This is a genomic window from Phyllobacterium sp. RCAM01083, assembly GCF_055685835.1.
The window spans coordinates 916,645-941,199 of sequence record NZ_JBVFZN010000005.1; the positions used below are offsets into that span (position 1 = coordinate 916,645).

27 protein-coding genes and 3 tRNA genes are annotated in these 24,555 nt (G+C 58.5%); 15 read left to right on the forward strand and 15 right to left on the reverse strand.

All coding sequences use genetic code 11. From position 1 onward, the window contains the following. Positions 1–8 precede the first annotated feature (8 nt). Entirely contained in the window at positions 9–1,985 is a 1,977-nt protein-coding gene (locus ACZ25R_RS11100; protein ID WP_464660735.1) for a bifunctional 2',3'-cyclic-nucleotide 2'-phosphodiesterase/3'-nucleotidase, read from the forward strand. Here the strand turns inward: ACZ25R_RS11100 and ACZ25R_RS11105 are convergent. Beyond that, a complete protein-coding gene (locus tag ACZ25R_RS11105) occupies positions 1,975–2,337 on the reverse strand; it encodes an MmcQ/YjbR family DNA-binding protein (protein ID WP_472461016.1) in 363 nt (120 codons plus the stop codon). The two genes, ACZ25R_RS11100 and ACZ25R_RS11105, sit on opposite strands and share 11 nt — an antisense overlap. Next, a complete protein-coding gene (locus ACZ25R_RS11110; protein WP_464660731.1) occupies positions 2,334–3,596 on the reverse strand; it encodes a class I SAM-dependent methyltransferase in 1,263 nt (420 codons plus the stop codon). Before ACZ25R_RS11110 ends, ACZ25R_RS11105 begins: the two co-directional genes overlap by 4 nt. Positions 3,597–4,247: 651 nt before the next feature. Here ACZ25R_RS11110 and ACZ25R_RS11115 point away from each other — a divergent pair. From ACZ25R_RS11115 to ACZ25R_RS11130, 4 genes are all read left to right on the forward strand, one after another. Continuing rightward, positions 4,248–4,754, forward strand: coding sequence for a Csu type fimbrial protein (locus ACZ25R_RS11115; RefSeq protein WP_472461017.1), 507 nt, complete (start codon positions 4,248–4,250; stop codon positions 4,752–4,754). 24 nt (positions 4,755–4,778) lie between these two features. Further along, positions 4,779–5,498 (forward strand): fimbrial biogenesis chaperone, encoded by a 720-nt coding sequence (locus ACZ25R_RS11120; RefSeq protein ID WP_472461018.1) that lies wholly within the window; start codon positions 4,779–4,781, stop codon positions 5,496–5,498. A gap of 73 nt (positions 5,499–5,571) precedes the next feature. After that, positions 5,572–7,896: a fimbria/pilus outer membrane usher protein gene (locus tag ACZ25R_RS11125; RefSeq protein WP_472461019.1), complete on the forward strand. Its 2,325-nt coding sequence runs from the start codon at positions 5,572–5,574 to the stop codon at positions 7,894–7,896. Then, positions 7,893–8,861 (forward strand): Csu type fimbrial protein, encoded by a 969-nt coding sequence (locus ACZ25R_RS11130; protein ID WP_472461020.1) that lies wholly within the window; start codon positions 7,893–7,895, stop codon positions 8,859–8,861. The genes ACZ25R_RS11125 and ACZ25R_RS11130 overlap by 4 nt, the downstream gene beginning before the upstream one ends. Positions 8,862–9,222: 361 nt before the next feature. Here the strand turns inward: ACZ25R_RS11130 and ACZ25R_RS11135 are convergent, their stop codons facing one another. After that, complete coding sequence (locus ACZ25R_RS11135; protein ID WP_472461021.1) at positions 9,223–10,713, reverse strand: NAD(P)H-hydrate dehydratase; 1,491 nt, start codon at positions 10,711–10,713, stop codon at positions 9,223–9,225. 189 nt (positions 10,714–10,902) lie between these two features. On the opposite strand from ACZ25R_RS11135, the gene ACZ25R_RS11140 reads away from it, so the two are divergent. Then, positions 10,903–11,151, forward strand: coding sequence for a DUF2171 domain-containing protein (locus tag ACZ25R_RS11140; RefSeq protein WP_472461022.1), 249 nt, complete (start codon positions 10,903–10,905; stop codon positions 11,149–11,151). Between the two features lie 33 nt (positions 11,152–11,184). Here ACZ25R_RS11140 and ACZ25R_RS11145 read toward each other — a convergent pair whose 3' ends face one another. After that, a complete protein-coding gene (locus ACZ25R_RS11145; protein ID WP_472461023.1) occupies positions 11,185–11,490 on the reverse strand; it encodes a DUF6665 family protein in 306 nt (101 codons plus the stop codon). Between the two features lie 63 nt (positions 11,491–11,553). Further along, positions 11,554–11,790, reverse strand: coding sequence for a hypothetical protein (locus ACZ25R_RS11150; protein WP_472461024.1), 237 nt, complete (start codon positions 11,788–11,790; stop codon positions 11,554–11,556). Between the two features lie 217 nt (positions 11,791–12,007). Here ACZ25R_RS11150 and bla point away from each other — a divergent pair, with 217 nt between their 5' ends. Continuing rightward, positions 12,008–13,006, forward strand: coding sequence for a class A beta-lactamase (gene bla / locus ACZ25R_RS11155; RefSeq protein ID WP_472461025.1), 999 nt, complete (start codon positions 12,008–12,010; stop codon positions 13,004–13,006). A gap of 19 nt (positions 13,007–13,025) precedes the next feature. Here bla and ACZ25R_RS11160 read toward each other — a convergent pair whose 3' ends face one another. After that, complete coding sequence (locus ACZ25R_RS11160; protein WP_472461026.1) at positions 13,026–13,904, reverse strand: LysR substrate-binding domain-containing protein; 879 nt, start codon at positions 13,902–13,904, stop codon at positions 13,026–13,028. Positions 13,905–14,019: 115 nt separating this feature from the next. On the opposite strand from ACZ25R_RS11160, the gene ACZ25R_RS11165 reads away from it, so the two are divergent. Together ACZ25R_RS11165 and ACZ25R_RS11170 are read left to right on the forward strand one after the other, a co-directional pair. Beyond that, a complete protein-coding gene (locus ACZ25R_RS11165; RefSeq protein WP_472461027.1) occupies positions 14,020–14,220 on the forward strand; it encodes a hypothetical protein in 201 nt (66 codons plus the stop codon). Between the two features lie 118 nt (positions 14,221–14,338). Continuing rightward, the gene (locus ACZ25R_RS11170; RefSeq protein WP_472461028.1) at positions 14,339–14,599 is read left to right on the forward strand and encodes a DUF982 domain-containing protein; all 261 of its coding nucleotides are present in this window, start codon (positions 14,339–14,341) and stop codon (positions 14,597–14,599) included. Between the two features lie 246 nt (positions 14,600–14,845). Here the strand turns inward: ACZ25R_RS11170 and ACZ25R_RS11175 are convergent, their stop codons facing one another. Next, entirely contained in the window at positions 14,846–15,463 is a 618-nt protein-coding gene (locus ACZ25R_RS11175) for a LysE family transporter (protein ID WP_472461029.1), read from the reverse strand. A 154-nt stretch (positions 15,464–15,617) separates the two neighbouring features. Next, positions 15,618–15,692 (reverse strand) — tRNA-Asn (locus ACZ25R_RS11180). Positions 15,693–15,936: 244 nt separating this feature from the next. On the opposite strand from ACZ25R_RS11180, the gene ACZ25R_RS11185 reads away from it, so the two are divergent. Next, positions 15,937–16,182, forward strand: a complete 246-nt coding sequence (locus ACZ25R_RS11185; RefSeq protein WP_223613489.1) for a hypothetical protein — start codon at positions 15,937–15,939, stop codon at positions 16,180–16,182. Between the two features lie 37 nt (positions 16,183–16,219). Here ACZ25R_RS11185 and ACZ25R_RS11190 read toward each other — a convergent pair whose 3' ends face one another. Then, a complete protein-coding gene (locus ACZ25R_RS11190; RefSeq protein ID WP_223613140.1) occupies positions 16,220–17,116 on the reverse strand; it encodes a LysR family transcriptional regulator in 897 nt (298 codons plus the stop codon). Positions 17,117–17,425: 309 nt separating this feature from the next. Here ACZ25R_RS11190 and ACZ25R_RS11195 point away from each other — a divergent pair, with 309 nt between their 5' ends. After that, positions 17,426–17,983, forward strand: a complete 558-nt coding sequence (locus tag ACZ25R_RS11195) for a GNAT family N-acetyltransferase (protein ID WP_472462479.1) — start codon at positions 17,426–17,428, stop codon at positions 17,981–17,983. Positions 17,984–18,174: 191 nt separating this feature from the next. Here ACZ25R_RS11195 and ACZ25R_RS11200 read toward each other — a convergent pair. Next, positions 18,175–18,248: transfer RNA gene (locus ACZ25R_RS11200), tRNA-Cys, on the reverse strand. A gap of 171 nt (positions 18,249–18,419) precedes the next feature. Next, the gene (locus tag ACZ25R_RS11205) at positions 18,420–18,965 is read right to left on the reverse strand and encodes a hypothetical protein (protein WP_472461030.1); all 546 of its coding nucleotides are present in this window, start codon (positions 18,963–18,965) and stop codon (positions 18,420–18,422) included. Positions 18,966–19,081: 116 nt separating this feature from the next. Between ACZ25R_RS11205 and ACZ25R_RS11210 the strand changes: the two genes are divergently transcribed. The 4 genes from ACZ25R_RS11210 (at position 19,082) to ACZ25R_RS11225 (ending at position 21,176) form a co-directional block, all read left to right on the forward strand. Next, positions 19,082–19,153 (forward strand) — tRNA-Gln (locus ACZ25R_RS11210). After that, entirely contained in the window at positions 19,140–20,189 is a 1,050-nt protein-coding gene (locus tag ACZ25R_RS11215) for an Ldh family oxidoreductase (protein WP_472461031.1), read from the forward strand. The genes ACZ25R_RS11210 and ACZ25R_RS11215 overlap by 14 nt, the downstream gene beginning before the upstream one ends. A gap of 160 nt (positions 20,190–20,349) precedes the next feature. Beyond that, the gene (locus ACZ25R_RS11220) at positions 20,350–20,688 is read left to right on the forward strand and encodes an ArsR/SmtB family transcription factor (RefSeq protein ID WP_404928127.1); all 339 of its coding nucleotides are present in this window, start codon (positions 20,350–20,352) and stop codon (positions 20,686–20,688) included. After that, positions 20,685–21,176 (forward strand): SRPBCC family protein, encoded by a 492-nt coding sequence (locus tag ACZ25R_RS11225; protein WP_472461032.1) that lies wholly within the window; start codon positions 20,685–20,687, stop codon positions 21,174–21,176. Before ACZ25R_RS11220 ends, ACZ25R_RS11225 begins: the two co-directional genes overlap by 4 nt. A 143-nt stretch (positions 21,177–21,319) precedes the next feature. Here the strand turns inward: ACZ25R_RS11225 and ACZ25R_RS11230 are convergent, their stop codons facing one another. The 4 genes from ACZ25R_RS11230 to ACZ25R_RS11245 form a co-directional block, all read right to left on the reverse strand. Then, the gene (locus ACZ25R_RS11230) at positions 21,320–22,069 is read right to left on the reverse strand and encodes an SDR family oxidoreductase (protein WP_472461033.1); all 750 of its coding nucleotides are present in this window, start codon (positions 22,067–22,069) and stop codon (positions 21,320–21,322) included. 503 nt (positions 22,070–22,572) lie between these two features. Further along, a complete protein-coding gene (locus ACZ25R_RS11235) occupies positions 22,573–22,734 on the reverse strand; it encodes a hypothetical protein (protein WP_223613144.1) in 162 nt (53 codons plus the stop codon). Positions 22,735–22,951: 217 nt separating this feature from the next. Beyond that, positions 22,952–23,506, reverse strand: a complete 555-nt coding sequence (locus ACZ25R_RS11240; protein ID WP_472461034.1) for a hypothetical protein — start codon at positions 23,504–23,506, stop codon at positions 22,952–22,954. Continuing rightward, positions 23,433–23,984 carry a GGDEF domain-containing protein gene (locus ACZ25R_RS11245; protein WP_223613146.1) on the reverse strand — a complete coding sequence of 184 codons (552 nt, stop codon included), beginning with the start codon at positions 23,982–23,984 and terminating at the stop codon, positions 23,433–23,435. Before ACZ25R_RS11245 ends, ACZ25R_RS11240 begins: the two co-directional genes overlap by 74 nt. Positions 23,985–24,555: the final 571 nt, after the last annotated feature.

The following is a 24,555-nucleotide window of genomic DNA, read 5'->3' on the forward strand; positions in this document are numbered from 1 at the left end:
GCCTCGTCATGCAAGAATCGTCATCCGCTCTCACCCGCCGTTCCTTCCTGGCAAGCACGGCCGCAGCCGGGGCCGTGGCAATCCTCCACCCGTTTTCGGCCATGGCAGCGGCTTCGCAGGCGCATCTGCGCATCGTGGCGACCACCGATCTGCATGTGAACGTCTACCCCTATGATTATTATGCCGACAAGGCGAACGACACGATGGGGCTCGCCCGCACGGCATCGATCATCGCAAAAATCCGCGCCGAATCGACCAATTCGATTGTCGTGGACAATGGCGATTTCCTACAGGGCAATCCGATGGGGGATTACATCGCCTATGAAAAGGGTATGAAGGCCGGTGACGTCCATCCGATCATCAAGGCGATGAACACCATCGGCTACGAAGTGGGAACGCTGGGCAATCACGAGTTCAATTACGGTCTCGATTACATGGACAAGGTTCTGGCGGGGGCCGGATATCCCTATGTCTGCGCCAATCTGGTCAAGGGCGAACTGGCGGCAACGCCAACCGACGATCCGCTCTACATGAAGCCTTACCTGATCAAGCAGTACGAGATTGCCGACGGAGCCGGGCAGAAACTGCCTGTGAAGGTCGGGTTTATCGGCTTTGTCCCGCCGCAGATCACGCTGTGGGATGCGCAGAACCTCAAGGGCAAGGTTGTGACGCGCGATATCGTCGAGGCCGCCAAAGCCTGGGTACCGAAGATGAAAGCCGAGGGCGCCGATATCATCGTTGCGCTGTCGCATTCCGGCATTGCGGCGGGTCAGAGCAGCGGCATGGAAAATGCCTCGCTCTATGTGGCGGGCGTTGACGGCATCGATGCCGTCGTCACCGGGCACCAGCATCTGGTCTTCCCTGATCCGAAGGACTTTGCCGGTATTGAGGGCGTCGACGTCAAGAAGGGGACGCTGCAGGGCAAGCCCGCTGTCATGGCCGGGTTCTGGGGCTCGCATATGGGGCTGATCGACCTTCTGCTCGAGCGTGACGGCGACAAGTGGAAAGTTGCCGATTTCACCACCGAGGCGCGCCCGATCTACGAGCGTGTTGAAAAGGCGGTCAAGCCGCTGGTCGAAAGCCGTCCGGACGTTCTGGAAGCCGCGAAGGCCGACCATGAGGCAACGCTCGCCTATGTCCGCCGCCCGGTGGGCAAGACCTCCGCACCGCTTTATTCCTACTTTGCGCTGGTCGCCGATGATCCGTCGGTGCAGATCGTCTCCAATGCGCAGACCTGGTACATCAAGGACATGCTGAAAGACACGCAGTGGAAGGATTGGCCGGTGCTGTCCGCAGCCGCACCCTTCAAGGCGGGTGGTCGCGGCGGTGCCGACTATTATACGGATGTGCCGGCCGGCGATATCGCCATCAAGAATGTCTCGGATCTCTACCTCTACCCCAACACGGTGCGTGCGGTTGCCATCACCGGGGCGGATGTGAAGGAATGGCTGGAAATGTCATCGGGCATTTTCAAGACCATCGAGCCGGGCAAGCCGGACCAGCCGCTGATCGACACCAGTTTCCCTTCTTACAATTTCGACGTCATCGACGGCGTGTCCTATCAGATCGATTTGTCGCAGCCGGCGAAATATGGCGCGAAGGGTGAACTCGCACATGCGCAGAGCAACCGCATCGTCAACCTGACCTTCGATGGAAAACCGATTGATCCGGCGCAGAAATTTGTCGTGGTGACGAATAACTACCGGGCAGGCGGTGGCGGCAATTTCCCCGGCATCAACGAGAGCAAGGTCATCTTCGTTGCGCCTGACACCAATCGCGACGTGATCGTGCGCTACATCATCGACCAGAAAACCATCAACCCATCGGCTGATGACAACTGGAAATTCGCTCCGGTGAAGGGTGCCTCAGTGGTGTTCGAATCCGGTCCGAAGGGCAAGAATTTCCTCGCCGATGTGAAAGCCGTGAAAATCGAGGACGCGGGCGACGGGGAAAACGGTTTCACCCGCTACCGCATCACGCTGTAGATTCGACGAGCCTTTTGAGCTTGGCTGGCGCTTTTGCCAGCCAGGCGAGCCGGATGCGGTGCGCAAGTTCCGCGTCGGAAATGGTATCGAGATGGATCAGAATATATGGCCAGCCCTTGTAGTGATCGGTCTCGAAATAGATGTTCGGCGCGCTTTCCATCAGGAGCGGCTTTTCCTCCAGCGGACAATGGATGGCGAATGTGTCCACATCCCGGAGCCGCCCCAGGAACGCATTCCTGGCTTTCAGCGACGGTGTGCCGTGGTGGGTGCTCTGGGTCAATTCCGGCAGGTGCAATGCATCCGCCAGCGCCCAGATGCGCTCGAAAATTTCATTGAGCGAGATCTCTGTCATGATCTGTAAAACACCTGTCGTACGTCGATATATTCCGATCTGAAACCCGCTTCGCAATAGAAGAGGTAAAACTCCCATAGCTTTTTGAAGCGGACGTCGAAGCCAAGATGCTTGAGTTTGTCCCATGAGTCCCAGAAGCGCGCGCGCCATTCGGCAAGCGTGCGGGCATAATCCTGCGGAAAGATGGTCTCGCGATAGAGGTTGAGGCCGAAATCCTTGCCAAGCGTCTTCAAACGGGCCGGTGTCGGCAGCATGCCGCCGGGAAATACATAGCGCTGGATGAAATCGGGACGCTTGCGATAGCGTTCGAACGAGTTCTCGTTGATCGTGATGATCTGCATGCCGGCACTGCCGCCGGGGGCGAGGCATTCCTTCACCTTGCCGAAAAAGACCGGCCAGTATTTCTCGCCGACGGCCTCGAACATTTCGATCGAGGCGATATGATCGTATTGGCCGGTCTCGTCGCGGTAGTCCTGGAACTTGATTTCAACCCTGTCGGAAAGGCCGGCCTTGCGCATCCGTTCCGTCGCAAAATCGAACTGTTCGCGGCTGATGGTCAGACCAGTGACACGGGCGCCGATCTCGCGCGCCGCAAACTCGGCAAAACCGCCCCAGCCGCAGCCGATTTCGAGCACCCTGCTGTCCCTGGTGATGCCGATATTGCGGGCAAGCGCGCGATACTTCGCGGTCTGCCCACTTTCAAGGTCATTGGCCCCTTCGGCAAACAATGCGGAGGAATAGGTCATCGTCGGGTCCAGCCATTCGCGATAGAAGGCGTTGCCGAGATCATAGTGCGCAGAGATATTCTTGCGCGAGCGCGAGCGCGTGTTCTCGTTCAGCCAGTGACGCAATCGCTGCACGGTGTTGGCGAACCAGTTCGCTCCGCCGGCAATGTGTTCGCCGATCTGCTGGTTGATGACAAACAGCTCGAGGAACGTGGTCACATCGGGGCTTTCCCAGTCGCCGTCCATGTAGGATTCCGCCACGCCGATCGTCCCGGCCGAAAAGGCCCGGCGCGGCAAATTCCAGTTGTGCAGCACCAATGCCGCATCGGGACCGGAGCCTTTGCCGCCCACCTTGAACACCCGTTGGTCGGGGGTGGTGATGGTCAGCGTGCCGCGGGGGAGGTGCGCTGCGGCTCTGAGAGCGGCCTGAACCTTCAAAGGCAGGCCCTTGAGCGCCGCGCCGACATTTTCCGGTGTCAGCCATTTCAGCTGTGCCAGAGGGTCGGATGACGTGGGTATTCCTTGCTGTGCCATGTCGCGGTCTTTCATGCTTCCGGCGCAATCTTTGCCGCCAAAAAACAAATGTTCAAGAGCAATTCATCACGATGCAGTATAGCGCTGCAATTGGGCGGCGAAACGGAGTTTTACGCCGACGTCCCGCATTGCCGGCGATGGATCATTTCAGCGGATGAACTGCGACGGCAGCAGAACACGCGTATTTATCTGGACCACCAAAAGTAAATTTCCGGGTAATTTTGATTCTATCGATTTCACCGTCAAGACAATCATTTCGCGACGCGCGACCGCAATGATGACGCGGGAAATGAAAATATCATGACGCTTATGTTGCAGAATATATCATGTACATTTGTTGCTTGCTGTATTCATAAGAAATTACTTCGATAGCGAAATAAAATGCAATAGACGGAAATATGTAATTTTATCAATGAATAAACCTAATCTTTTGATGCAACGTAAAATCACAACTTTTTGGAAATAAAGTGTCGCTTTTTGCATGATAGTACAAATTGCGACAGATGCTGCGAAAGATGAGCAATGTTGTCGACTGTTCGATAAGTTCTTTTAAAGATGTAATACTTAAGTATTATGGGGTTGAGAGCTACTGAGTCATTTATAGAGAATCGGAGGTGCTTGCCGGCGGCAAGCAAACCTTGAGGAGGATGAATGAGTTTCGGATATTCGGTGCGCAATTTCACGACAGTCGGGCTAGCCGCTTTGCTTGGCCTTTCCAATCCGGCATTGGCCGCCACGGCAACGGGAAGTTTCACGGTCCAGATCACCATTCAGGCATCCTGTGTTTTTGTCAGTGCCACCACATTGACCTTCACTGCCGTGGGTGTGATCGCGGCGAATGACGATGCGTCCACCACGCTTTCCGTACAGTGTACCAACACGACGCCTTACAATATCGGGTTGAGTGCCGGATTGGGCACCGGTGCAACGGTCGCTTCGCGCAAGATGACGGGGACCGGCGGCGCGCTGGTCAACTATACCCTCTATTCCGATACCAACAGAACCACCGTGTGGGGGCAGACCGTCGGTACCGATACGGTTTCAGCGTCAGGTAGCGGCGCGGCGCAATCCTATACGGTCTATGGGCGGGTTCCCGTCCAGACAACACCGGCGCCCGGCGCCTACACCGATACGATCACGGTGACGGTCACTTACTGAGAATAACATATGGAGGTGGACAGGATGCGATCCATGCTTAAAGGCATAGGAGCGATGGGGCTCCTTGTGCTGTTTTGCGGTAGCGCCACAGCGACTTCGCTGCGTGTGGCCCCGACTAATCTGGAAATGATAGCGCCGGGAAGCGCGGCCGTGCTGACGCTGACAAACGAGGCAAAACGGCCGATCAACGTGCAGATACGGGTCTTTCGCTGGACGCAGACAAACGGCGTCGAGCAGCTCGAACCCACCAACGATGTGGTTGTCAGTCCGCCATCGACGGCTTTGTCCGCCAACAAGGATTATCTCGTTCGGGTTATCCGGGTCAGTAAAAAGCCGGTCACGCGGGAGGAAAGTTACCGGGTCATCGTGGATGAATTGCCCGATCCTGCCCGCCGCAAGTCCGGCACGGTCACTCTGGTCGTGCGCTATTCCATTCCGGTGTTCTTCAAGGGACCCGATGCTTCCGCGCCCAAAGTGGCCTGGACAATCAAGCGCTCCGGCAACGGGCTTGTCCTTGCCGCCCGCAACAATGGCGATACGCGACTACGCCTCTCCGAGCTGCAATTGATCCAAAACGGCCGTGAAATCGCGATGAGGAAGGGGTTGGTTGGTTATGTCCTGGGCGGCGCTTCCATGGAATGGCCGGTTGGCGGCGGCAAGTCCGTATCATCCGGTGCTGTTTCCATGAAGGCGCAAAGCGATTCTGGACCGCTTGATGTCAACGTTGCGGTCAACGGCCGCTAGTCTTGTTGTGGCACTCTGCATAGGCCCGTGTATTCTTACCTCTGGACGGGCACAGGAAACCAATGCTCAAGACGTGGAGCAGACCGCGCCACAGCCCGGTATCCCCCAGGATCTCTATCTCGAGGTCTTCATCAATGATGAGCCGACCGGTCTGGTCGGCGCCTTCCACCAGCTGGAGGATGGAGGCCTCGCGGTAAGCCCGCAGGAACTGACGGATGTGGGACTGAAGCCGGTGGCCAAAGCGAAGGCCGCGGATGGCTCGATCCGGGTTGATCGCCTGCCGAATGTGCAGTATCGCGTCGATGCGGAAAATCAGCGGCTTTACATCACCACCGATGACAATGCGCGCGCGGCCAAAGTGGTTGATCTCAATCCAAAGTCCGACGAGGACCGTCCCAAGCCGCAATCCAGTTACGGCGCAGTCCTGAACTACTCGCTTTTTGCCAGCAGCGACAATCTATTCAAGGGCAATGCAAAGCCGTTTCAGGGCATTTCCGGCGGTTTCGATGCCCGCTTTTTCAGCCCGTTCGGCACGCTGACGCAATCCTTCACATCAAGTGCGAGCGACACGGATTTTCAGGGGTTCAAGCGTCTCAACACGACCTACACCTACTCCGACGCGGAGCGGCTGATCACCTACCGGGCGGGTGATTTCATTTCCGGCGGTCTGCAGTGGACGCGGCCGGTCTATCTGGGCGGCCTGCAGGTACAGCGCAATTTCCACCTGCGTTCGGATCTGGTCACCATCCCCATACCGGTCATATCCGGGTCTGCCGCGGTTCCCTCGACGCTCGAGGTCTACACCCAGAACGTCAAGACCTATAGCGGTACGGTACCGTCGGGTCCGTTTCAGGTGACGAATTTTCCGGTGTTTACCGGCGCGGGACAAGCGCAGGTGGTGGTGCGCGATACGCTTGGCCGCGAGACAAAGACCACCTTGCCGTTCTATTCATCCAATTTGCTGCTGCAGAAGGGACTGCTGGATTTTTCTGCCGAAGCGGGTTTTCCGCGGCGGAATTTCGGTACGGAATCCGATGATTATGTCGGCGACGCGATGGGGTTTGCCACGGCCCGCTACGGTGTCGCCGACTGGCTGACGCTGGAAGGGCATTTTGAAGGCGGCGTCGATCTGCTGAATGGCGGCGTCGGCATGGCGTTTCCCATCGGCGGCTATGGCGTCAGTTCGCTGGCTGTTGCCGGCAGCAGTCATGCCGGCGACACGGGCTTTCTTATCAACGGCTCGGTGGAACTCAGCTATCACAGCTATACGGTTTTCGCCCGGATGCAGCAGGCTTTCGGCAACTATGACGATGCCGCCTCGGTTTCCGCCGATACGCGGCAACTGGCGGTTTTCGATCCGACAGGCGTTGCGATTTTCAGCCCGCGTGTGCCGCGCTCGCTGGCCCAGGTGACCGTGTCGGGGCCGGGGCCGTTCGACCGTTCCAATCTCAATCTGTCCTTCACGCAGATTGAATCGGCCAATGGCGATCGGAACCGCATCGTCGGAGCCTCGTATACCCAGTCGATTTTCAAGAACAGTTCATTCTATGCGACGGCCTTTACCGATCTGGAAAACAGCGACAGTTTTGGCGTCTTTGCCGGACTGACGATTCCCTTCGACAACAACATCACGGTTTCAACCGGCGTCGAGCAGACTGCGGATGGTGTCTCCGGCGTTGTCGATGTCGCCAAATCGGAGCAGCTTGAAGAGGGCAGCTACGGTTGGCGGCTGAGGACCCGGGAAGGCAACAATCCTGACCGGTTGGCCTCCGCGAGCTACCGCGGACGCTATGCACGGGTGCAGGGGGATGTCGAACAGTTTGATGGCAATACCCGCGCGAGCGTCCAGATTGACGGTGCTCTTGCCGCGGCAGCCGGCGGCGTATTCGCCACCAACCGTATCAACGATGCCTTTGCCGTGGTCGATGTCGGCGCACCGGATGTCGAGGTTCTGTCGGAAAACCGGCCGGTCGGCAAGACCAATCGCAGTGGCAAAATCCTGGTGCCGGACCTGAATTCCTACGAGCCCAACACGGTTGCCATCGACCCCAAAAACCTGCCGGTCGATGCCAGCATCGGATCGACACGCAACATCATTGTACCCGCCGACCGCAGCGGCGTTGTGGTGGATTTCCATGTCAGCAAGACATCGGCTTCGGCCGTCGTTGATCTGGTCGATAGCGGCGGCAAGCCGCTGGAGGCGGGGCTGCGCGGGCATCTGGACGGTTCACCGGATGAATTTGTCATCGGTTATGACGGCGAAGCCTTCATCGACAAGCTGCGGGCCCGGAACAGCATCAGCGTCGATCTTCTGGATGGACGCAGTTGCAAGGCGCAGTTCCCCTACCGGCCGCAGCCGGGAACGCAGGTGAAGCTAGGCAAGGTGGTGTGCTCATGAGAAACTGGCTGGTCTGCTTCATCTGGCTTGTCGGATCTGTACTCCTGCCAGGCACCGCCTGGGGGCAAACCTGCTCCTTCTCTGTTCCCAGTATGGTTTTTGCCGGAAGCACCATTCCGGGAAGTGCAATCAACAGCATGACATCCGTGACGGCGAATTGCTCTGGCCTGCTTTCGCTTGGCCAGAAAGTGCTGATTTGCCCGAACCTCAATGAAGGCAGCGGCGGCGCAACGGCAAGTGCACGCATCATGGTGAATGGTGCGAATTCGCTCAATTACCAGCTGTATCAGGATGCCGCCCGCTCCATCGTCTGGGGCTCGGCAACCTGGCCCTATGCGGCGCGGCCGCCCGGATTTCTTGTCGCCTTCACGACGATTCTCGGTCCTTTGCTCGGCAGCGGCTCGACAACAATTACGTTGTACGGGCAGGTGCTGGCCAATCAGGCAACGGCGCCGGCCGGACCCTACACCTCAACCTTCACCGGAGCGAGTGCGACGTTCAATTACCGTTATGATGATGGCAACGGCTGCACCACGGCTGCGGGCGCAACAGCGTCTCCTCCAGCCTTCACGGTGCAGATTACGCTTGCCAATGACTGCGCAGTGACGGCGCAGAATATCGACTTTGGTCCCAATGGATTGTTGAATGCGAATATCGATCAGACAGGCCAGGTGCGCGTAACCTGCACGCCAACGGTGCCGTACTCGGTTTCGCTCAGCCTCGGCAACACAGGAACAAGCCCAACGGCCCGCAAGATGGTCAATGGCGCGCAATCGATTACCTATGGTCTCTACCAGGATTCAAATCGAACTGTGCCATGGGGAAATACAATACCGACCAATACGGTTGCGCGCACCGGCGATGGAACGGCGCAGGGTATCACTGTCTATGGCCGGGTCCCGCCACAAGCCACACCGTCGCCGGGTACTTACAGCGATACGATCATTGTGACGGTCACGTATTAGATCGCAGCCATCGCAGTATTTGATGGGATCGCGGAAAAGAAAAAGAGTTCTGAAAAAGCAAAAGGCCGGGAGCTACCCGACCTTCCTAAACTTGCCTCAACACCAGTGCCAGTACATCCGTGGTCAAAAATGGAAACAAGCTATTCGCTACACGAGAAGCATTACCCTGACATTGCGACAGAATAATGACGCCCGTAAATTAAGGAAGCGCGTACGCAGTACAAATCGCGCTTGAACTCAAGGTGCCCCATCAAGGTAAAGACAGGGTTAATTCAAACCGGAAATTTAAAAAACCTGACGAGCGGTCTACGTACCGGTAACGCAAGCGCTCAATAGTGTCTCATGCGCAGGCGGCTTGCCGTCAGATGCGATGCAATTGTCCGATCACTTTTGCGGCAGCTGCGGGAAGATCCTCGGCAATCAGGCCGAAACCAAGGTCGTTGGCTGCCGCCGCGTGGACATGGACCGCCGCGCAGGCTGCCTCGAAGGGCGGCATGCCTTGCGCCATCAGGCCCGCCGTTACGCCCGAAAGCACGTCACCCGATCCGGCGGTTGCCAAAAGCGGGGTGCCATTGCTGTTGATCACGGCCCGGCCGTCCGGCGCGGCGATGACGGTGTCGGCACCCTTGTAGATGATGACCGCATGGGCCTGCCTGGCGGCGGCGCGGGCGCGTTCGAGTTTTGACGGTGTATTCCCGTCGCCGATCCCGGGGAACAGCCTCCGGAACTCTCCTTCATGCGGCGTCAGCACGAGCCGGGTTTCCGGGGTGCCACGCGCCGAGGCGAAAAGCGCAGCGCTGTTGTCTTCAAATGAGGTGATCGCGTCGGCATCCAATACCAGATGGAGCTCCTCCTTGAGCAGCAGGAGCGCAATGTCCCGTGCGCGGGCGCCTATGCCAAAGCCGGGGCCGAGCACCATGGCCGAGGGTTTGCGTTTGCTCAGGAATGCCCGCAGCTCGCGGTCGGTTTCGCAGCGGCTCAGCATGATCGACGTCAGATGTGCCGCATTGACGGCAAGGGATTCCGCCGGAGAGAGCAGGGTAACGGCACCCGCGCCACTGCGCGCGGCTGCCAGCGCGGAAAGCCGGGACGCGCCTGTCGCGGTCGCACCCCCGGAAAACACGGCGACGTGGCCGCGCGTGTATTTGTGCGTCTCCACGCCGGGCGAGGGCAGCAGCGCGCGCCAATAGTCCGGCGTGTTCTCGAAACAGGCGGGCTTGATCATCGACAGAACGTCGGCACGGATGCCGATATCAGCGACGACAATCCGGCCGCACAGGCCGCGTCCCGGATAAAGCAGATGGGCCGGTTTCTTGCGAAAGAATGTGATGGTGCAATCGGCCTCGAATACCGCGCCAAGTGCCATGCCCGTCGCCCCGTCAAGGCCGGAAGGCACATCGATGGCGATGCGCGTGACCGCAGCCGCATTGCTCCGCTCAACGGCTGCGGCGGCCTTGCCGGCCAAGGGCTTGTTCAATCCTGCCCCGAACAGTGCGTCGATGACGACGCTGCCGGCCCCCGGTTTGAAGCCGGAAAGTGCGGCCGGTTCGACGCTGCAATCGCGCCGGGCGATTGCCGCGTCGGAATGGGCGCGCGGCTTGTCATCACTCCACACATGAACATTGCCGCCGCTTTCAGCCAAAAGGCTGGCAACGACATAGCCGTCGCCGCCATTGTTGCCCGGACCGCACAGAACGTGAAAGGCCGGTGCATCGCCGTGGTGGTCCAGTACGTGGCGCGCGACGGCATAACCCGCCCGCAGCATCAGCCCGTATCCGTCGATCGATCCCCCGGCGATGGTCAACCGGTCGGCCTCGCTCATTTCCGCCGGGGTGAGAATTTCATCAGTCATGTCGAACAATGCTTTCCCGATATGCGCTTTTCCGTGAAATGGTAGGGGCCCGCCGGGCGGGACACAAGCGGCAATTCCCGTGCTTGCCGGGATGCGGTGACGGGCGCGGCGCTGATCGACAATTCTTGTCCGCCGATGCATCCAAAGCCTGGTTCATGCGTTCCTGCTTGGCAAACATTGGAGAAGATCATGCCTGCAACACGCATCAAGGAACATATGGAAGTCATCGGCGCCGATGGTGTTCATGTCGGAACAGTCGATCACGTGGACGGTGCCCGTATCAAGCTGACGAAAAAGGACAGCGGCGAGGGCTCTCATCGGGGCCATCATCATTACATCTCGACAGCGCTCGTTGCCGAGGTCGAGGGCAACAAGGTGCGGCTGTCGGCAAATGCCGATGTCGCCATCATGTTTGAGGAAGAATCCTCAGGCAAGTAGGAAACAGGCCGTTTCCGGCGATGTTTTCAGGGATCAGCTCGCGCCGAGCCGTATCAGCACGGCGCGCGGAATATTGTAATCCACGATAGCCGCATCGTGATTCCTCAAGCCGCACAGTTCGCGCTGGATAAAGTAGGCGTGAACGGCCCGTGCCGCTGCCCTTAACTGCATATCCCGTTCCGGCATGGCGGCAGCGGCCAGTTGTGCCAATGTCTGTTCGACTTTCTCACCGGCCCGGCCGAGCGATGCCGCCATTTCACCCATGATTTCATAATCAAGGGCGCTGGGCGCACTGTCCCCAAAATGGGATGTCAGGTTTTGCGGCGGGCGAAGCGACATGGCAGAACATCAGGTTTGCTTGCATATCCCGGAATTTCAGCACAGGAAGCCCGTACAAACAAGTCATTCGACGGTCTTTGCTGACCGCAGCAGATACTTGCCTTGGCTATAGGCGGCGATCCCGGCGGAAGCAGTCACGCCGACAAGGATGTCGTAAAAGGTCTGGGGTATGCTTGCTGGCTGCAACCACGTGAAAATGAGCCAGCTGATCCAGAACGGGTCGATGCGCAGATAATCATGGCCCCACCCATATCCACATGGCCGCCGCGACAAGACAGGCGCCCAATGCCACCAGACCATATCCCAACACTGCCCGCATGCTGTTCCCCGACGCCGCCGCTGTTGATGTTAAGCGCGCCACTGCTGATCGTGCAAGGATGATCCTTGTCTTATCGGTAAGGTGGCAGCAACGCTGGTGTAATCTTCATTCGGTATGAAGGAAGCATGCATGGCCTTTCCAAAGGAGCGTTTTGGGCACTATCCTTTTGTGAAGAGCGCCCAACAGGGATATCTGATCATGAAATCAGCTGGTTTTCTCGTCGCTTTTGTCTGCCTGTTCGGCATGCCAGCCGTGTCGCATGCGGGTGCGATTGCCGATCCGGTGGCACTCAAGCAACGCCTGGAAGCGCTGGTCAAGGGCAAGGATGGGCGTGTCGGCATTTGCGCGCAGGACCAGAGCGGCACGATGGTCTGTATCCGGGGTGAGGAGCGATTCTCATTGCAAAGCGTCGTCAAGCTGATCGTGGGAGCTGCAGTTCTCGACGCTGCGGATCGGGGGCTTGCAGACATCAAGGAACCGATTGTTGTCAAACCGGAAAACCTGAGCTTATCCGTACAGCCCCTCGCCAAGATCGTGGAAAGGGAGGGCGTCTTTCAAACCAATGCCGACGACCTTGTCCGCCGCGCCATTGTCGACAGCGACAGTGCTGCGGTGGATATCCTGATCGAACGGCTTGGCGGTCCGGCCAAGGTCGATCAGTTTGCCGAGGGAAAGGGCATACTGGGTATCCGGATTGACCGCGACGAACGGCATCTGCAGACCGAAACCGTCGGCCTGCGCTGGAAGCCGGAGTATGTGGATGCGAAAGTGCTGCAAAAGGCCATGAAGGCGGTTCCCGAGGCCGAGCGGGATGCGGCATTCGAGGCTTATCAGAAAGATCCGCGCGACACGGCAACGCCGCGGGCGATGACCGCATTTCTTGCCGCCCTGATGAATGGCAAACTCCTCGCCGCGGGGTCGACACAGCGGCTTCTGGCCATCATGGGCGAGACGGTGACATTTCCCGACAGGTTGCGCGCCGGGACAGGCGCTGGATGGTCCGTTGCCCACAAGACCGGTACGAGCCGGACATGGAAAGGCGTCAATGCCGCAACGAACGATGTGGGGATTTTGACCGCGCCCGACGGCGGAAAAATCGCCGTCGCCGTGTTTGTCGCCGATTCCCGCGAAACGCCGACCCAGCGCTCCGCCATCATCGCCGGTGCGGCACAGGCCATGACGGAAGCCTACCACTGACGCATGGTAGAAACCGAGATCAGGCGCCCGCCTGTTCCAGTATCCAGTCGCGGAACAGGCGCAGTTTCGGTGAAAGCTGCCGGCCTTCGGGATAAACGAGGTGATAGTCCCATCCGGTCGAGGCGCAGGTGTCGAACAGTTGAACAAGCCTGCCTGAATCGATTTCCGTCTGGAATATCCCCACTGAAACCAGCGCAACGCCGCCACCCGAAAGCGCGAGATTGGCGATGATCTGCTGCGTATCGATCCCGAAGCCGGGTTTGGTCATGACCAACGGCCCTTCCACGCCCGCCTGGCGGAACCAGACCTGCCACCAGTCGTCGTCCGGCGTGATCAGGTGGTAGTTGAGCAGATCGGCCGGCTTTTGCGGGCGGCCGTATTTTTCAAGGTATGCGGGGCTGGCAAGCGGCGTGAAGCCGCCGGGAAGCAGCAGATGCGACTTCAGGCCGGGCCAATGCCCGATACCCATCCGCACCCCGCAGTCGATCCCTTCGGCGGCAAAATCCACCAGACGCGACGTGATGTCGAACCGCACGGAAATATCGGGAAACCGGGTCTGGAAGTCGACAATGCGCGGGGTCAGCCAGTTGCTGGCAAAGGTGTGTATGACAGAGACGACCAGGACGGAGTTTTGTTCCTCGCGGATCGCGCGGAACGTTTCGCCCAGTTCAGCCAGAGACCGGCGGATGACCGGCGCGACCAGTTCGCCCTTGCCGGTCAATGAAACCCCGCGGGCATGCCGGTGAAACAACGGCGCGCCGGCAAATTCCTCCAGCAGTTTGATCTGATAGCTCACCGCCGACTGGGTCATGTTCAGTTCCTCCGCAGCCTTGGTGAAGTTTTGCAAACGGGCAACGGAGTCGAAAACGCGGATAGCTGGCAGTGGCAGGGAGGACATGATTTATCCATTAAATGGCTTGATGGCTAATGCCGTATTTTACGTTGGTTCTCCTATAAATAAACAATTATTTATCCAGACATAGAAATGAGATTGATGACTTTAGGAGTCTGAAATGACCGAAGTGCGATATCTGGGCCTGAACCTGTCACGCGTGCCGCCCGAGCGGAAAAAGCAGGAAGCCGGACCCGTCGGCCGGCTGGCCGACCTTAACGAACATCTGCTTTGCGATATCGATCTGAGCCCCGCCATGCGCGCACGGCTGAAGCAGCCGGACAGAGACCACCGCTGGCTGGATTTCCGCCAGCCCGTCTAGCCCGCCGGGATTGCCCGCACATGGTCGTGATCGGGCGCAGCGAATGCTGCTCCATCGCAATTTTGCCACAGGCGCTTTTCAGATTGGAACCAGTCTGAATGATCGGCGTTTCTAGGCCATGAAAGATGCTAAGTTCAAACCGGTGACTGTCGAGTCACTTCATTCCTTCAAGCTGCGGAACATCGGTTCGGTCGCGGAAGCGGCTGAGTTTTTGTCCCGCGACTGGCCGGGGGAGCGGGGAAGAATTTACCTGCTCGCCCGGATGGCCTGCAATGAGGCGATGGAAGGCCATGCTTCGCCTGCCATGGCCCGCTCGGTTTTCGTCCAGGCAACCATGGACGCTGATATCTATGTGGAGAACACCACCTGGGTGCGCTAGCCCGGGGTTTTCCGGATTGCCGCCGTCAGCGCACGGAGCAGAGTGCATGCAGTATTGTTTCAGTCAAATCGCGGAAACAGGAAGCACGCCAGCCACGTGGCAATGACGCATAAAGTGGTGATTGCAAAAACAGACATGATGTCATCTCCAAGCCGTGTGACTAACATGGAGATTTCGAACTTTCAATTCAACTAAAGTACAGAAGTTCAGATCAATGCCGTTGCTTCACCGCCTGCCGAGCTCCGCTCAGCGGTCGGACAGTGCCAGCTTCAGGCCGAAACCAATGAAGATTGCCCCGGCAAAGGCGTCGATTGCGCGCCGTGCCCGTTGATAAGCACCCGCGACCGTGCGGTGGCTGAGCGCTGCAACCAGGCCCGCATACCAGATGGCCGATATGGTCACCATCACCATGACGGCCGCAGCGCCGTGGGTCCATGGCGTGCCCGGCGCCATGGTGGCGGCAAACAGGCTGGCGACAAACAACGCCGATTTCGGATTGGCAAGATTCGTGGCAAGCCCGAGGCGCCACGCGCCCAGCGGTGTCAGCCTGACCTTGCTCGCGGGGATGGTCATGTCGCCCGCCGGCTGGCGCAACTGCCACAGCAGCCGCAGGCCCAGCCAGAGGAGATAGATGCCGCCCGCTATCTTCAGGCCCATATAGGCAATCGGGGCGGCCATGAACAATGACCCGACGCCAAGCCAGCCGGCAAGGCCCCAGCACAGGGTGCCCGTGAGGGTGCCTGCCGCCGCCGAGATGGCGATCTTGCGCGAACCGGTGAGGGTGCAACGCACGATCAGGAAGAAATTCGGCCCCGGCGTCAGCGCAGCAATGGTCCAGATGGCGGCAACGGTGAGCAGGAACATGATGTCTCCACGGGGATGTTTGGCTTGGCTATTCATAGCACTGATTGGCTTCCGGCCGTAAGAGCATTGGCAGCGCTGGCGCACGATGACCACAGGCGGGAAGGCAGAAAAGCAAAAGGCTCAGCAGCGTCAGCTGCTAAGCCTTTGAGGTGACTGGCTCCCCGGGCCGGATTCGAACCAGCGACCAACCGGTTAACAGCCGGTTGCTCTACCACTGAGCTACCGGGGAAGAGCTACTCAGTCATCAGCGAAGTGGCCTATAGCAAAAGGGTTTCGCTTTTGCAAAGGACCATTTCGTTTTTTTTCATCTAATGTGCACAACAAATGATGACATGCCGCTTTTGCGTTCCTACATCCGGGGTCTGTTGAACACGGAAAGGACGAGCAACCGCGTGACCGAACGCCCCGAAAACGCCAGTAATCATGGGCCTAATGCTGCCCACGAGCATTCCGCCACGCCAAAGCGCCGGCATATGCGCATCTTTGGCCGCCATGTGCCCATTCCACAATCGGTGGCAATGCGTCGCACGCTCGGCGGCGCGCTTATTGCCGGGGGAACACTCGGTTTTCTGCCGATTCTGGGTTTTTGGATGATTCCGCTGGGGCTTGTGGTGCTGTCGCATGATTCTGCGCTGGTCCGGCGCAAGCGCCGGCAGCTGGAAGTGAAGTTTGGCCGCCGCTGGAAAGGCAGCCGGGCTGCGGCGAACAGCAAGGCCTGATTCGCCTGGAACCGGCACGCCCTTGCAATGCTGTCCCTTAGAGGCGCCGGCGCGTCCCGGCTTCGGTGATGGCGGCGATCAATGCGCGCAGGCCTCGTGTGACCGTTTTGTCCTGGCGAATGATCAGCGCGAGTTCCCGGTGCAGGTGAGGCATCAGCGGGCGCACGGTAAAAGGCCGCCGCTGTTCCGGGTCACGCACCGACATGGCGGGCAAGATGGCCCATCCCAGTCCCGCGCGCACCAGTTCCTTGATGGCCTCGACGCTGCCCAGCGACATGACCGGCTGCAGGCTTACGCCACTTTGTTCGAACCAGCGGTCGATGATCCGCCGGGTATTGCCTGACGGTTCAAACAGAATCAGCGGATTCTTCGACAGTTCCGCCGCCGTCACCTCCGGCGGCATGACCACACCGGCAGGGGCGACGGCAACGAATTCGTCGCGCAGGATCGATTTTATTTCCAGCATCCGGCCGGAGGCGGGCATCGTCACCAGCGCAATGTCGAGCACATTGTCTTCCACCGCCTTGACCATGTCCGGCGTGTTGCCGGTGCTGACAGTGATATCCAGCGACGGAAACCCTTGCCGCAGGCTGCGCAGGAGCGGCGGGAGCAGATAGATGCAGGCCGTGGCGCCGGTTCCCAGCCGTACCCGCCCGATGGTCTCGGTCGTGTATCTGGCCATGGCATCCAGGGCGCCCGAAACCTCCCTGTTGATACGCCCCGCATGGGCAAGAAGCTCGGTACCGGCGGCGGTGGGGGTGGCTTTGCGGCCGATTCGTTCGATCAGGCGGACGCCAAGCCGCTTTTCCAGCTGGCGCACCTGCAGGCTCACGGCCGGCTGGCTGATGTTCAACCGGTCGGCGGCGGCGGAAAAGCTGCCGAGCTCGATGACTTCGACGAAGGTGGCCAGTTGATCGAGGCTGAGGGAAGACACAAAGCTTTCCTTATAGTTCGTATAGGCGTTCAAAGCTTCTTTTATATCTCCTGTGATGCAGAATGCCACCGGGTTCCTTGGCTAACAGGGGCAAAAACCAGGCGCGGGAGACAGCGTGTGAGCATTCGAGCAGGCAGAATCCGCACATTGTTACATCAGGTGGATTGCTATCTCACCGCCGCGCCGCAATCGCGCCACCATCAGCTCGAGGCGCTGCGGGAGCTCGAACCCCGCTTGCTGCTGGATATCGGCCTGACGCCGACCGATGTCCGGCGCGGAAAACCGGAGAAACATTCATTGGATAATCAATTGCTTGCAGAAAAAACCTCGCCTCTTGATTCCGCCTGCGTACAGGTGCGCACTGCGGAAGACCGCGATATGAACCCGATACAGGCGATCTATGCCTATCACGTGCTCAATGGCATCGCTTCCTTTGAACTGGAGGTGCCTGCGGTGGGCGAGATGGCGGCGCGCAGGGCGGGCGCGCTCGCTGCGGGGCTGCCATATCTGGTGGCCGAGGCGAACGGACGCGTCGTGGGGTACTGCTATGCAACGCTCTACCGGCCACGCCCCGCCTACCGTTTCACGGTGGAGGATTCGGTTTATATTGCCAACGGCATGGCCGGCCGCGGGATAGGGTCGCTGCTGCTCGGCGAACTGATCCGGCGGTGCGAGGCGGGCAACTGGCGGCAGATGGTGGCCGTCATCGGCAACAGCGGCAATACGGGGTCGCTGAAGCTGCACGAGCGGCTTGGGTTCGAGCCGGTCGGCACGCTGCGCTCCGCCGGCTTCAAGTTCGGCCAGTGGGTCGATACGGTGTTGATGCAAAGGCCGCTGGGGCAGGGTGACGGGACTTTCCCGGCTTAGAAGGGGCGTTGTCGATGCGGGTGCCGATGAACCGTATTGGGGCTTGATCGAACTTGCTTATGCCCGATACGCCTGTCCCACCAGCGCACCGCCCGCACCTGTGCACGGCAAATTTCCAGTCGGATCACGCAACCGGCCGTGCGCCATCCGCTGACGCATTGACGTCGGGATATACAGTTTGAAGGATAATTTGGAGGCCTCGCCCGGAATCGAACCGGGGTGCAAGGATTTGCAGTCCTCTGCGTAACCACTCCGCCACGAGGCCTCGTCACTGGAGACAATACACAAGACACAAGCCTGTGAATCTCCGGTGCCGTTGTCTATGAGACGAAGTCGGCGGCGTCAAGTCATTCCAGACAAAATCCTTCCGCTACCGCCATATGGCCGCGATCAGCCAAAACGGCAATGCTGTCGCCGCATGCCCGGCCACGCCAGATCAATCGCTATTGGTATGGGGGCGGTTCAGCCTTTCGAGCGTGGTCTTGAATGGTACGGAAAAGGATAGGTGTTCTATAGTGGTGTCTGGCCGATAGAACGCACCGACCTGTACGCCACCCTTGAACCAGTAATCCCAATCGATTTCGTCGTCGTCCTGTTCCGTGTGATACGGAACTCCAAATTCGCGCAGTGCATCGGAACGGTTGCGAAGGGGGCCGCGGGTGAAGGGAACAGGGCCATTATAGGCCTTTCGATCCTTCTTGGCTTTGTCATAGGCAAAGACACCCGACAGAACCGCCTTTCCTTCATCCTCTGGTTTTCCATAGGTCTCTTTGTAATCGGTGTGAAAATGGAAGGCGAGTTCGATGCCGAGGGGCTTGAGTTCAAGATGCCCGACACCGTGCCCACGCTGCACGCGGCCCTGCATCTGGGCAACATCAAACCCGGCAGATAAGAGAAGACTGGAGAGCCCAGCGCTTTGCTCGGTATGTCCAAGAAACGGCAAAATTTCACTCACGTTCATCGCGTCAAGGGTTCCTGCCATCTGTTCCCCCGACTGGATCACAGATTATGGTCAAGTTCAATTATACATGCGCTCAGAACACAGCGCTTCGACTGCTTTACAGGTAAGGGTTCACACAGTACCAATCGGTCATAATCCCGCCTCTTCTAATGGCAGGACACCGCCCTTTGAAGGCGGGAATCGTGGCTCGAGCCCATGAGCGCGAACCATCTATGGGTGGATTTCAAGCCGGTAATTCGAATCCAGCGGAGAGGAAGCCAATTGGAAATAACGATTGACGATGCGAAAGCGCTTGCCCGGCGGGCCTGTATTTCCGTAGGGGCAAGCAGTGCAAACGCAAATGCACTTGCAGATGCAACCGTTGCCGCTGAATGCAACGGACGCAGCGCCGTGGGGTTTCGGCATCTTCTGGATTATCTGGCCGCATATTCGGAGGGGCGCATCAACGGCAATGCCGAACCGGAGGTTGCATTTCCAGCACCTGCACTTATTCGCGTTGATGCCGCGGGGGGAATAGCGCATCTTGGATTTGATCTTGTGATCGATGAATTGGTCACGCGGTCGCGTACATTTGGGCTCGCGGCGCTCGCTCTACACAACAGTTATACAACAGGTGAGCTGGGGTATTACGTCAGACGTCTCGCGGACGCTGGACTGGTCGCATTCGCAGCGACGAATAGTCCTGCGTTGATGGCTTCGGGAAAGAGCCGCGAGGCAGTGTTTGGCACCAATCCTCTAGCCTTTGCCGCGCCAACCGAGAATTCGCGTCCGCTTGTGATTGATCAAGCTTCCAGCGCCACGGCTTTCGTCAACGTAAGGCAATTTGCCGAACAGGGAGAACAGATACCTGAGGGATGGGCCATAGACGCCAAAGGCAGTCCTACGACAGATGCGGGTGAAGCGATAAGGGGCGCACTCCTTGCCTTTGGCGGCACGCGAGGTGCGAATATTGCGCTGATGGTTGAAACGCTTGCCGCAGGATTGACTGGTTCCAATTGGTCTCTTGATGCACCATCCTTTTCGCAAGGCGCTCTTTCGCCAGGGGTAGGGTTGTTTGTTTTTGCCATACAACCCAATTTGCTTGCTCCAGATTTCCCGGCACGTCTTGCCGCCCAGCTGGACCGGCTGCACAGCAAAGGCATTCATATTCCGGGTCGCGCGCCTGTCCTGCCATCGATTGATCTGCCGGTTGATCTGCTCAACGCTTTGGAGGCCTTTAGCCTTCGTTCGCTCGCCCGGGATTGAATGCCTGCGGAAACGGTCCGCGGTCGTCGGGCAATACTAAGGGATTGACCTAAGTTTTGATCCGACCTATAACCCGTTTCCATTCAGATGGACACGGGTGCTTTCAAAGGAGGGGGCCATGATACCACAGACCGGCGGCGGCATGCCGCCACGCCAGCCCATGCCCGATCCGGCGGTCGTGGATCATATTTTCCGCGCGCTGTCCGACGCGACGCGGCGCGATGTGCTCGAACGGCTTACCGTCCGCCCCGCTTCGGTATCCGAGCTCGCAGCACCCTACGGCATGGCGCTGCCGTCCTTCGTCGAGCACCTGAAAGTGCTGGAGGGAAGTGGCCTGGTACGGTCACACAAGACCGGACGCGTCCGGACCTACGAACTCGAGGCGGAACGGCTCAAGCTTGCGGAAGACTGGCTTGGGCGCCAGCGCGTGCTGTGGAAACGCCGCCTCGATCAACTGGACAGTTATCTCATGAAACTCAAGGAGGAAGAATCCAAATGAAGCTACCCGACATCACGATCAATCCCAAACTCGATCTCGTGCTTGAACGCGACCTCGACGTCCCGGTGGAGCTTGTATGGCGCGCCTGGACGACACCGGAGCATCTGCGCCAGTGGTTCGCGCCAAAACCGTGGACGATCACGGCCTGTGACATTGACCTGCGGCCCGGCGGGACAGTCAATTTCACGATGCGCTCGCCCGATGGCCAGGAGTATCCCAATACCCATTGCTATCTCGAAGTGAAACCGCACGAACGCCTGGTCATCACCGACGCGCTGATCGGCGGTTACCGGCCGTCAGCCAATCCGTTCTTCACAGCCACACTGGACCTGGCGCGCAACGGAAACGGCACGCTCTACCGTGCGATCGCCATTCATGGCGATGAAGCCAACCGCAAGAAGCATGAAGAGATGGGGTTTCACGAAGGCTGGGGCACCGTGGTCAGCCAGATGGTGGAATACATCAAGACCGGACGCATGCACTCCTGAGGGCGTTTTGACCATATCGGCGTTCAACGTATCCGGCGCGTTGCCGGTTGCGTTGAACACCGGAAGCGTGGCGTTCACAGGGCCGCGCGCGGCCCGGCTTTCATGAGATGCCGGGCCTTTCGTTTCAATGTCGTGCAGCTGCTTTAAGACGGGTTCATTGCGGCAAAAGTCTCCTCGTAGCGGCCCTCCCGCTCCGCCGAGCGCCGGGCGCGGTCGCGCTCGACCAGAACTTCGCCTCTCGGATGGTTTTCCGCCTCCAGCAATTGCATGACCTCGGCTACATAGGCGGCAACCGGCATGGCGCGGGGATCGGATGCCTGCCGGTCGCCGGTCAATTCCGTCTGAACATAAGGCGGTGCCAGCTCAAGCACGCCGACCGGAATATGGCGGAGTTGGTGACGCAGCGACTGCAGCCACGAGTGCAGGAAGGCCTTGCTGGCGCAATAGGTCGGAAAGTCGGCGCGGGGAATGAAGGCGAGGTTTGAACTGGTCGCGAGGATCGTCGCGCCGGGCCGGGCTTTAAGCAGTGGCAGGAACGCCGCCGTCACGCGCAGCACGCCCAGGATGTTCGTCTCGACGATGGACTGAGCGGCGGAAATGTCCCAGTCATCCGTCGTCATGTCCTCCGGCCGCGAGATGCCGGCATTCGCGATGAGCATGTTAAGCGCGGGAAAGCGTGTGCGAACCTCGCTGACAAGATGAGCCAACGAGTCCGGATCACTGAGATCAAGCGGGAGTCCCACCAGACCCGGCCGGGCGGCTGCGATCTCTTCAAGCAGGGATGTGCGCCGTCCCGTGATGATGACGCGGTTGCCGCGGTCGTGGAACGCTTCAGCCAGTGCGCGCCCGATGCCGCTGGTGCCGCCGGTGATGAGGATCGTATTGCCGGTCATTTGCATATCATGTTGCTCCTTGGTTTCAATCCGGACGTGAGGCCGACGGTCTGACCGTGTCCCGGCCTCTGTCTCGAGGTGTTGGCGCCAATGGGAGAAAGGGTTTTGCCGAACGGCTCCCCGTTGCTCGGGCCGCACGACATTGCGCCGCAGCATGCCCGATGCCGGGAACACAGCTGGAGCCGTCGAACGGCCGGAAATGGGAGGTGGGGAAAACAATGTCATACCATAAGCGCCTCTTGGATCGAGAACTCCCTGCTGGGATCCTCTCGACAAAGGACGCGTTGGATGACGGTAACGCCTACGACAGCTGGCTGCACGCGCAACTGTAATTTTGCCAACTAGGCCCGCATGCCGTGCTTGTCAAGACGCTGCTGGAAGCCTGGCATGCGGATGCTCGCTCCCCGCGGATAGCACATTGCGGTGTCTGGCCCGTATGCCGGCAAAGCAAAACCCGCACGGCCATTGCTGTAGGCCATGCGGGTTCGAATCAACAGACGGGGTTATTGAGGGAAGGCGCCGGGAACCAGATCTGCGGGGCGGCTGGACGCAGCGATCGGTTGGGATTCGCTTGCGGATTTGTTCTTGGCCAAAGCCTCGCGAAGCAGCTGCCATTCGCGTTCGTGGCGCTGGTAGACTTCCTGTGGAACGGTCTTGATCGTCATTCTCTCATGCTCCGAATTGAATTGCCGGACGTGATAACGATCCAAATAGGCAAGAGTTCCGCAGTTCAAATCAACAATTGCGACGGTCTATTACAAAATTAGCGGAGATGACGGAGATTTTAATTTCAATTTTCAACAAGTGATGTGATGCCATTTGCACTCCACTGCAAAATGGTCAGTAAAATCGATTTAAAGTATTGTTACTGCTCCGCTTATTTCAGTTTTTATCATCTGATGAGAGCGCATTGCGGATATTTTCCGCCTCTGAATCTTTGAACGCCGGGAATATATCATTCCCGATCAGGCTGTGGATTTCGCGCAGATACGGGCGCGCAGTCGCGGTCTGGCCGAGGGCGAGATAAGACCGCGCGATGGAAAGCGATGCCAGCGGTTGTCCGTGGCCGAGGCACCATTGACGGGCAATTTCGGATGTTGCGATGCTTTCGTCATATTGATCGACGTCGAAGAGCGCAGCGCCATAGCCGCTTTTGATCCAGAAGTTGATATCCGTCCCTTGCAGGTGCTCGTCCGCGATGCGCGAAGCCTTTTCCCAGTGTTTGACCGCGTGCAGATGGTCGCCGGCTGCGCCGAGACGAATGCCTTCATTGGCCTGATCGAAAGCTTCCCGTTTCCTCGGGTGCATGGAGTGGGTCATTGCAGGAGCACCCCTATGAAAGCTGCCGGGCCGGTGCGCACAACTAACTGGAGCGGCGTTCGGAATAGCGGCGATAGACGCCTCTGCCGGCGTTCTTGGCGATGTAGAGCGCCGCATCGCCACACCAGAGCAGGCTCTCCGGCGTCTGTCCGTCACGCGGGGCCAGAGCCGCGCCGATCGTTGCGGTTATCCGGATCGGTGCATCGCCACCCAAATCATAGGGCTGCGAGATCGATCCGATGATCCGGTCGGCAACGCGGGCAGTTTCTTCAGACGTTACCTGGACCAGCACAATTGCAAACTCGTCGCCACCAAGACGATACACAACATCGTTCTTGCGCAGACAGGACTGAAGCCGGTCAGCAACCAGTTTTAGAAGATTATCGCCTTCGCTGCGGCCATGTTGTTCATTGATGATCTTGAAGTTGTCAATATCGATGCAGAGAATGGCAAATTCAATGCGGTCAACGAAGTCACTTTCGCCGTACGATGCGCAAAGACTATCAAGATGTTCTTCGAGCGCATCCCTGTCGGCCAGTCCGGTGAGTTCGTCGTGACTGACGGGGAAATCGCCTAGTCCTTTGAAATCAATCATTTACGCATAATTCCTATCGCCGCTTACCGATTCCTTCTGCCTGCTTGTGACAATGGCAGGTGCTTGCTGTCAGTTCAATAACAGAATTGGGTGCATGCGTGAGCGGAAAACAATGGCAAGGTAAATAAAAGTGACTTTACTTTCGCTACTTTACCACGAATTTTCGATCAATTCGACACCTCTTTCTTGCGCTGCAACAGAACACCCGCTTTCAATGCCGCGCGGGGCCAATCCAGCGGTTGCCGGGCCTTCTGCCGGGGTATCCGTTGTTGCGAATCTCATGTCAGCCACGGTGAAAGAATCGCCTGATTACAGGCTGTTGCCGGTGATTTGCCCGTGAAAAAATGCGACAAGAGTTGCACAAAGATTACGCTGCGCGAGAAAGATGCGATATTTGCATGCAAATGGCCCGTGTGTTGCCTCACCACGGCAGACATTGATTGACGGTGGCTTAATTTTTTGCCACATCCTGTCCTAAATTATTGCTTCTGCTGAAATCACCCGGCAGGAGCCAGTTACGCGCTTGCAAGCGCTCTGTGTTGCAAGTGCCTTGCCAGGAAAGCTTGTGGAC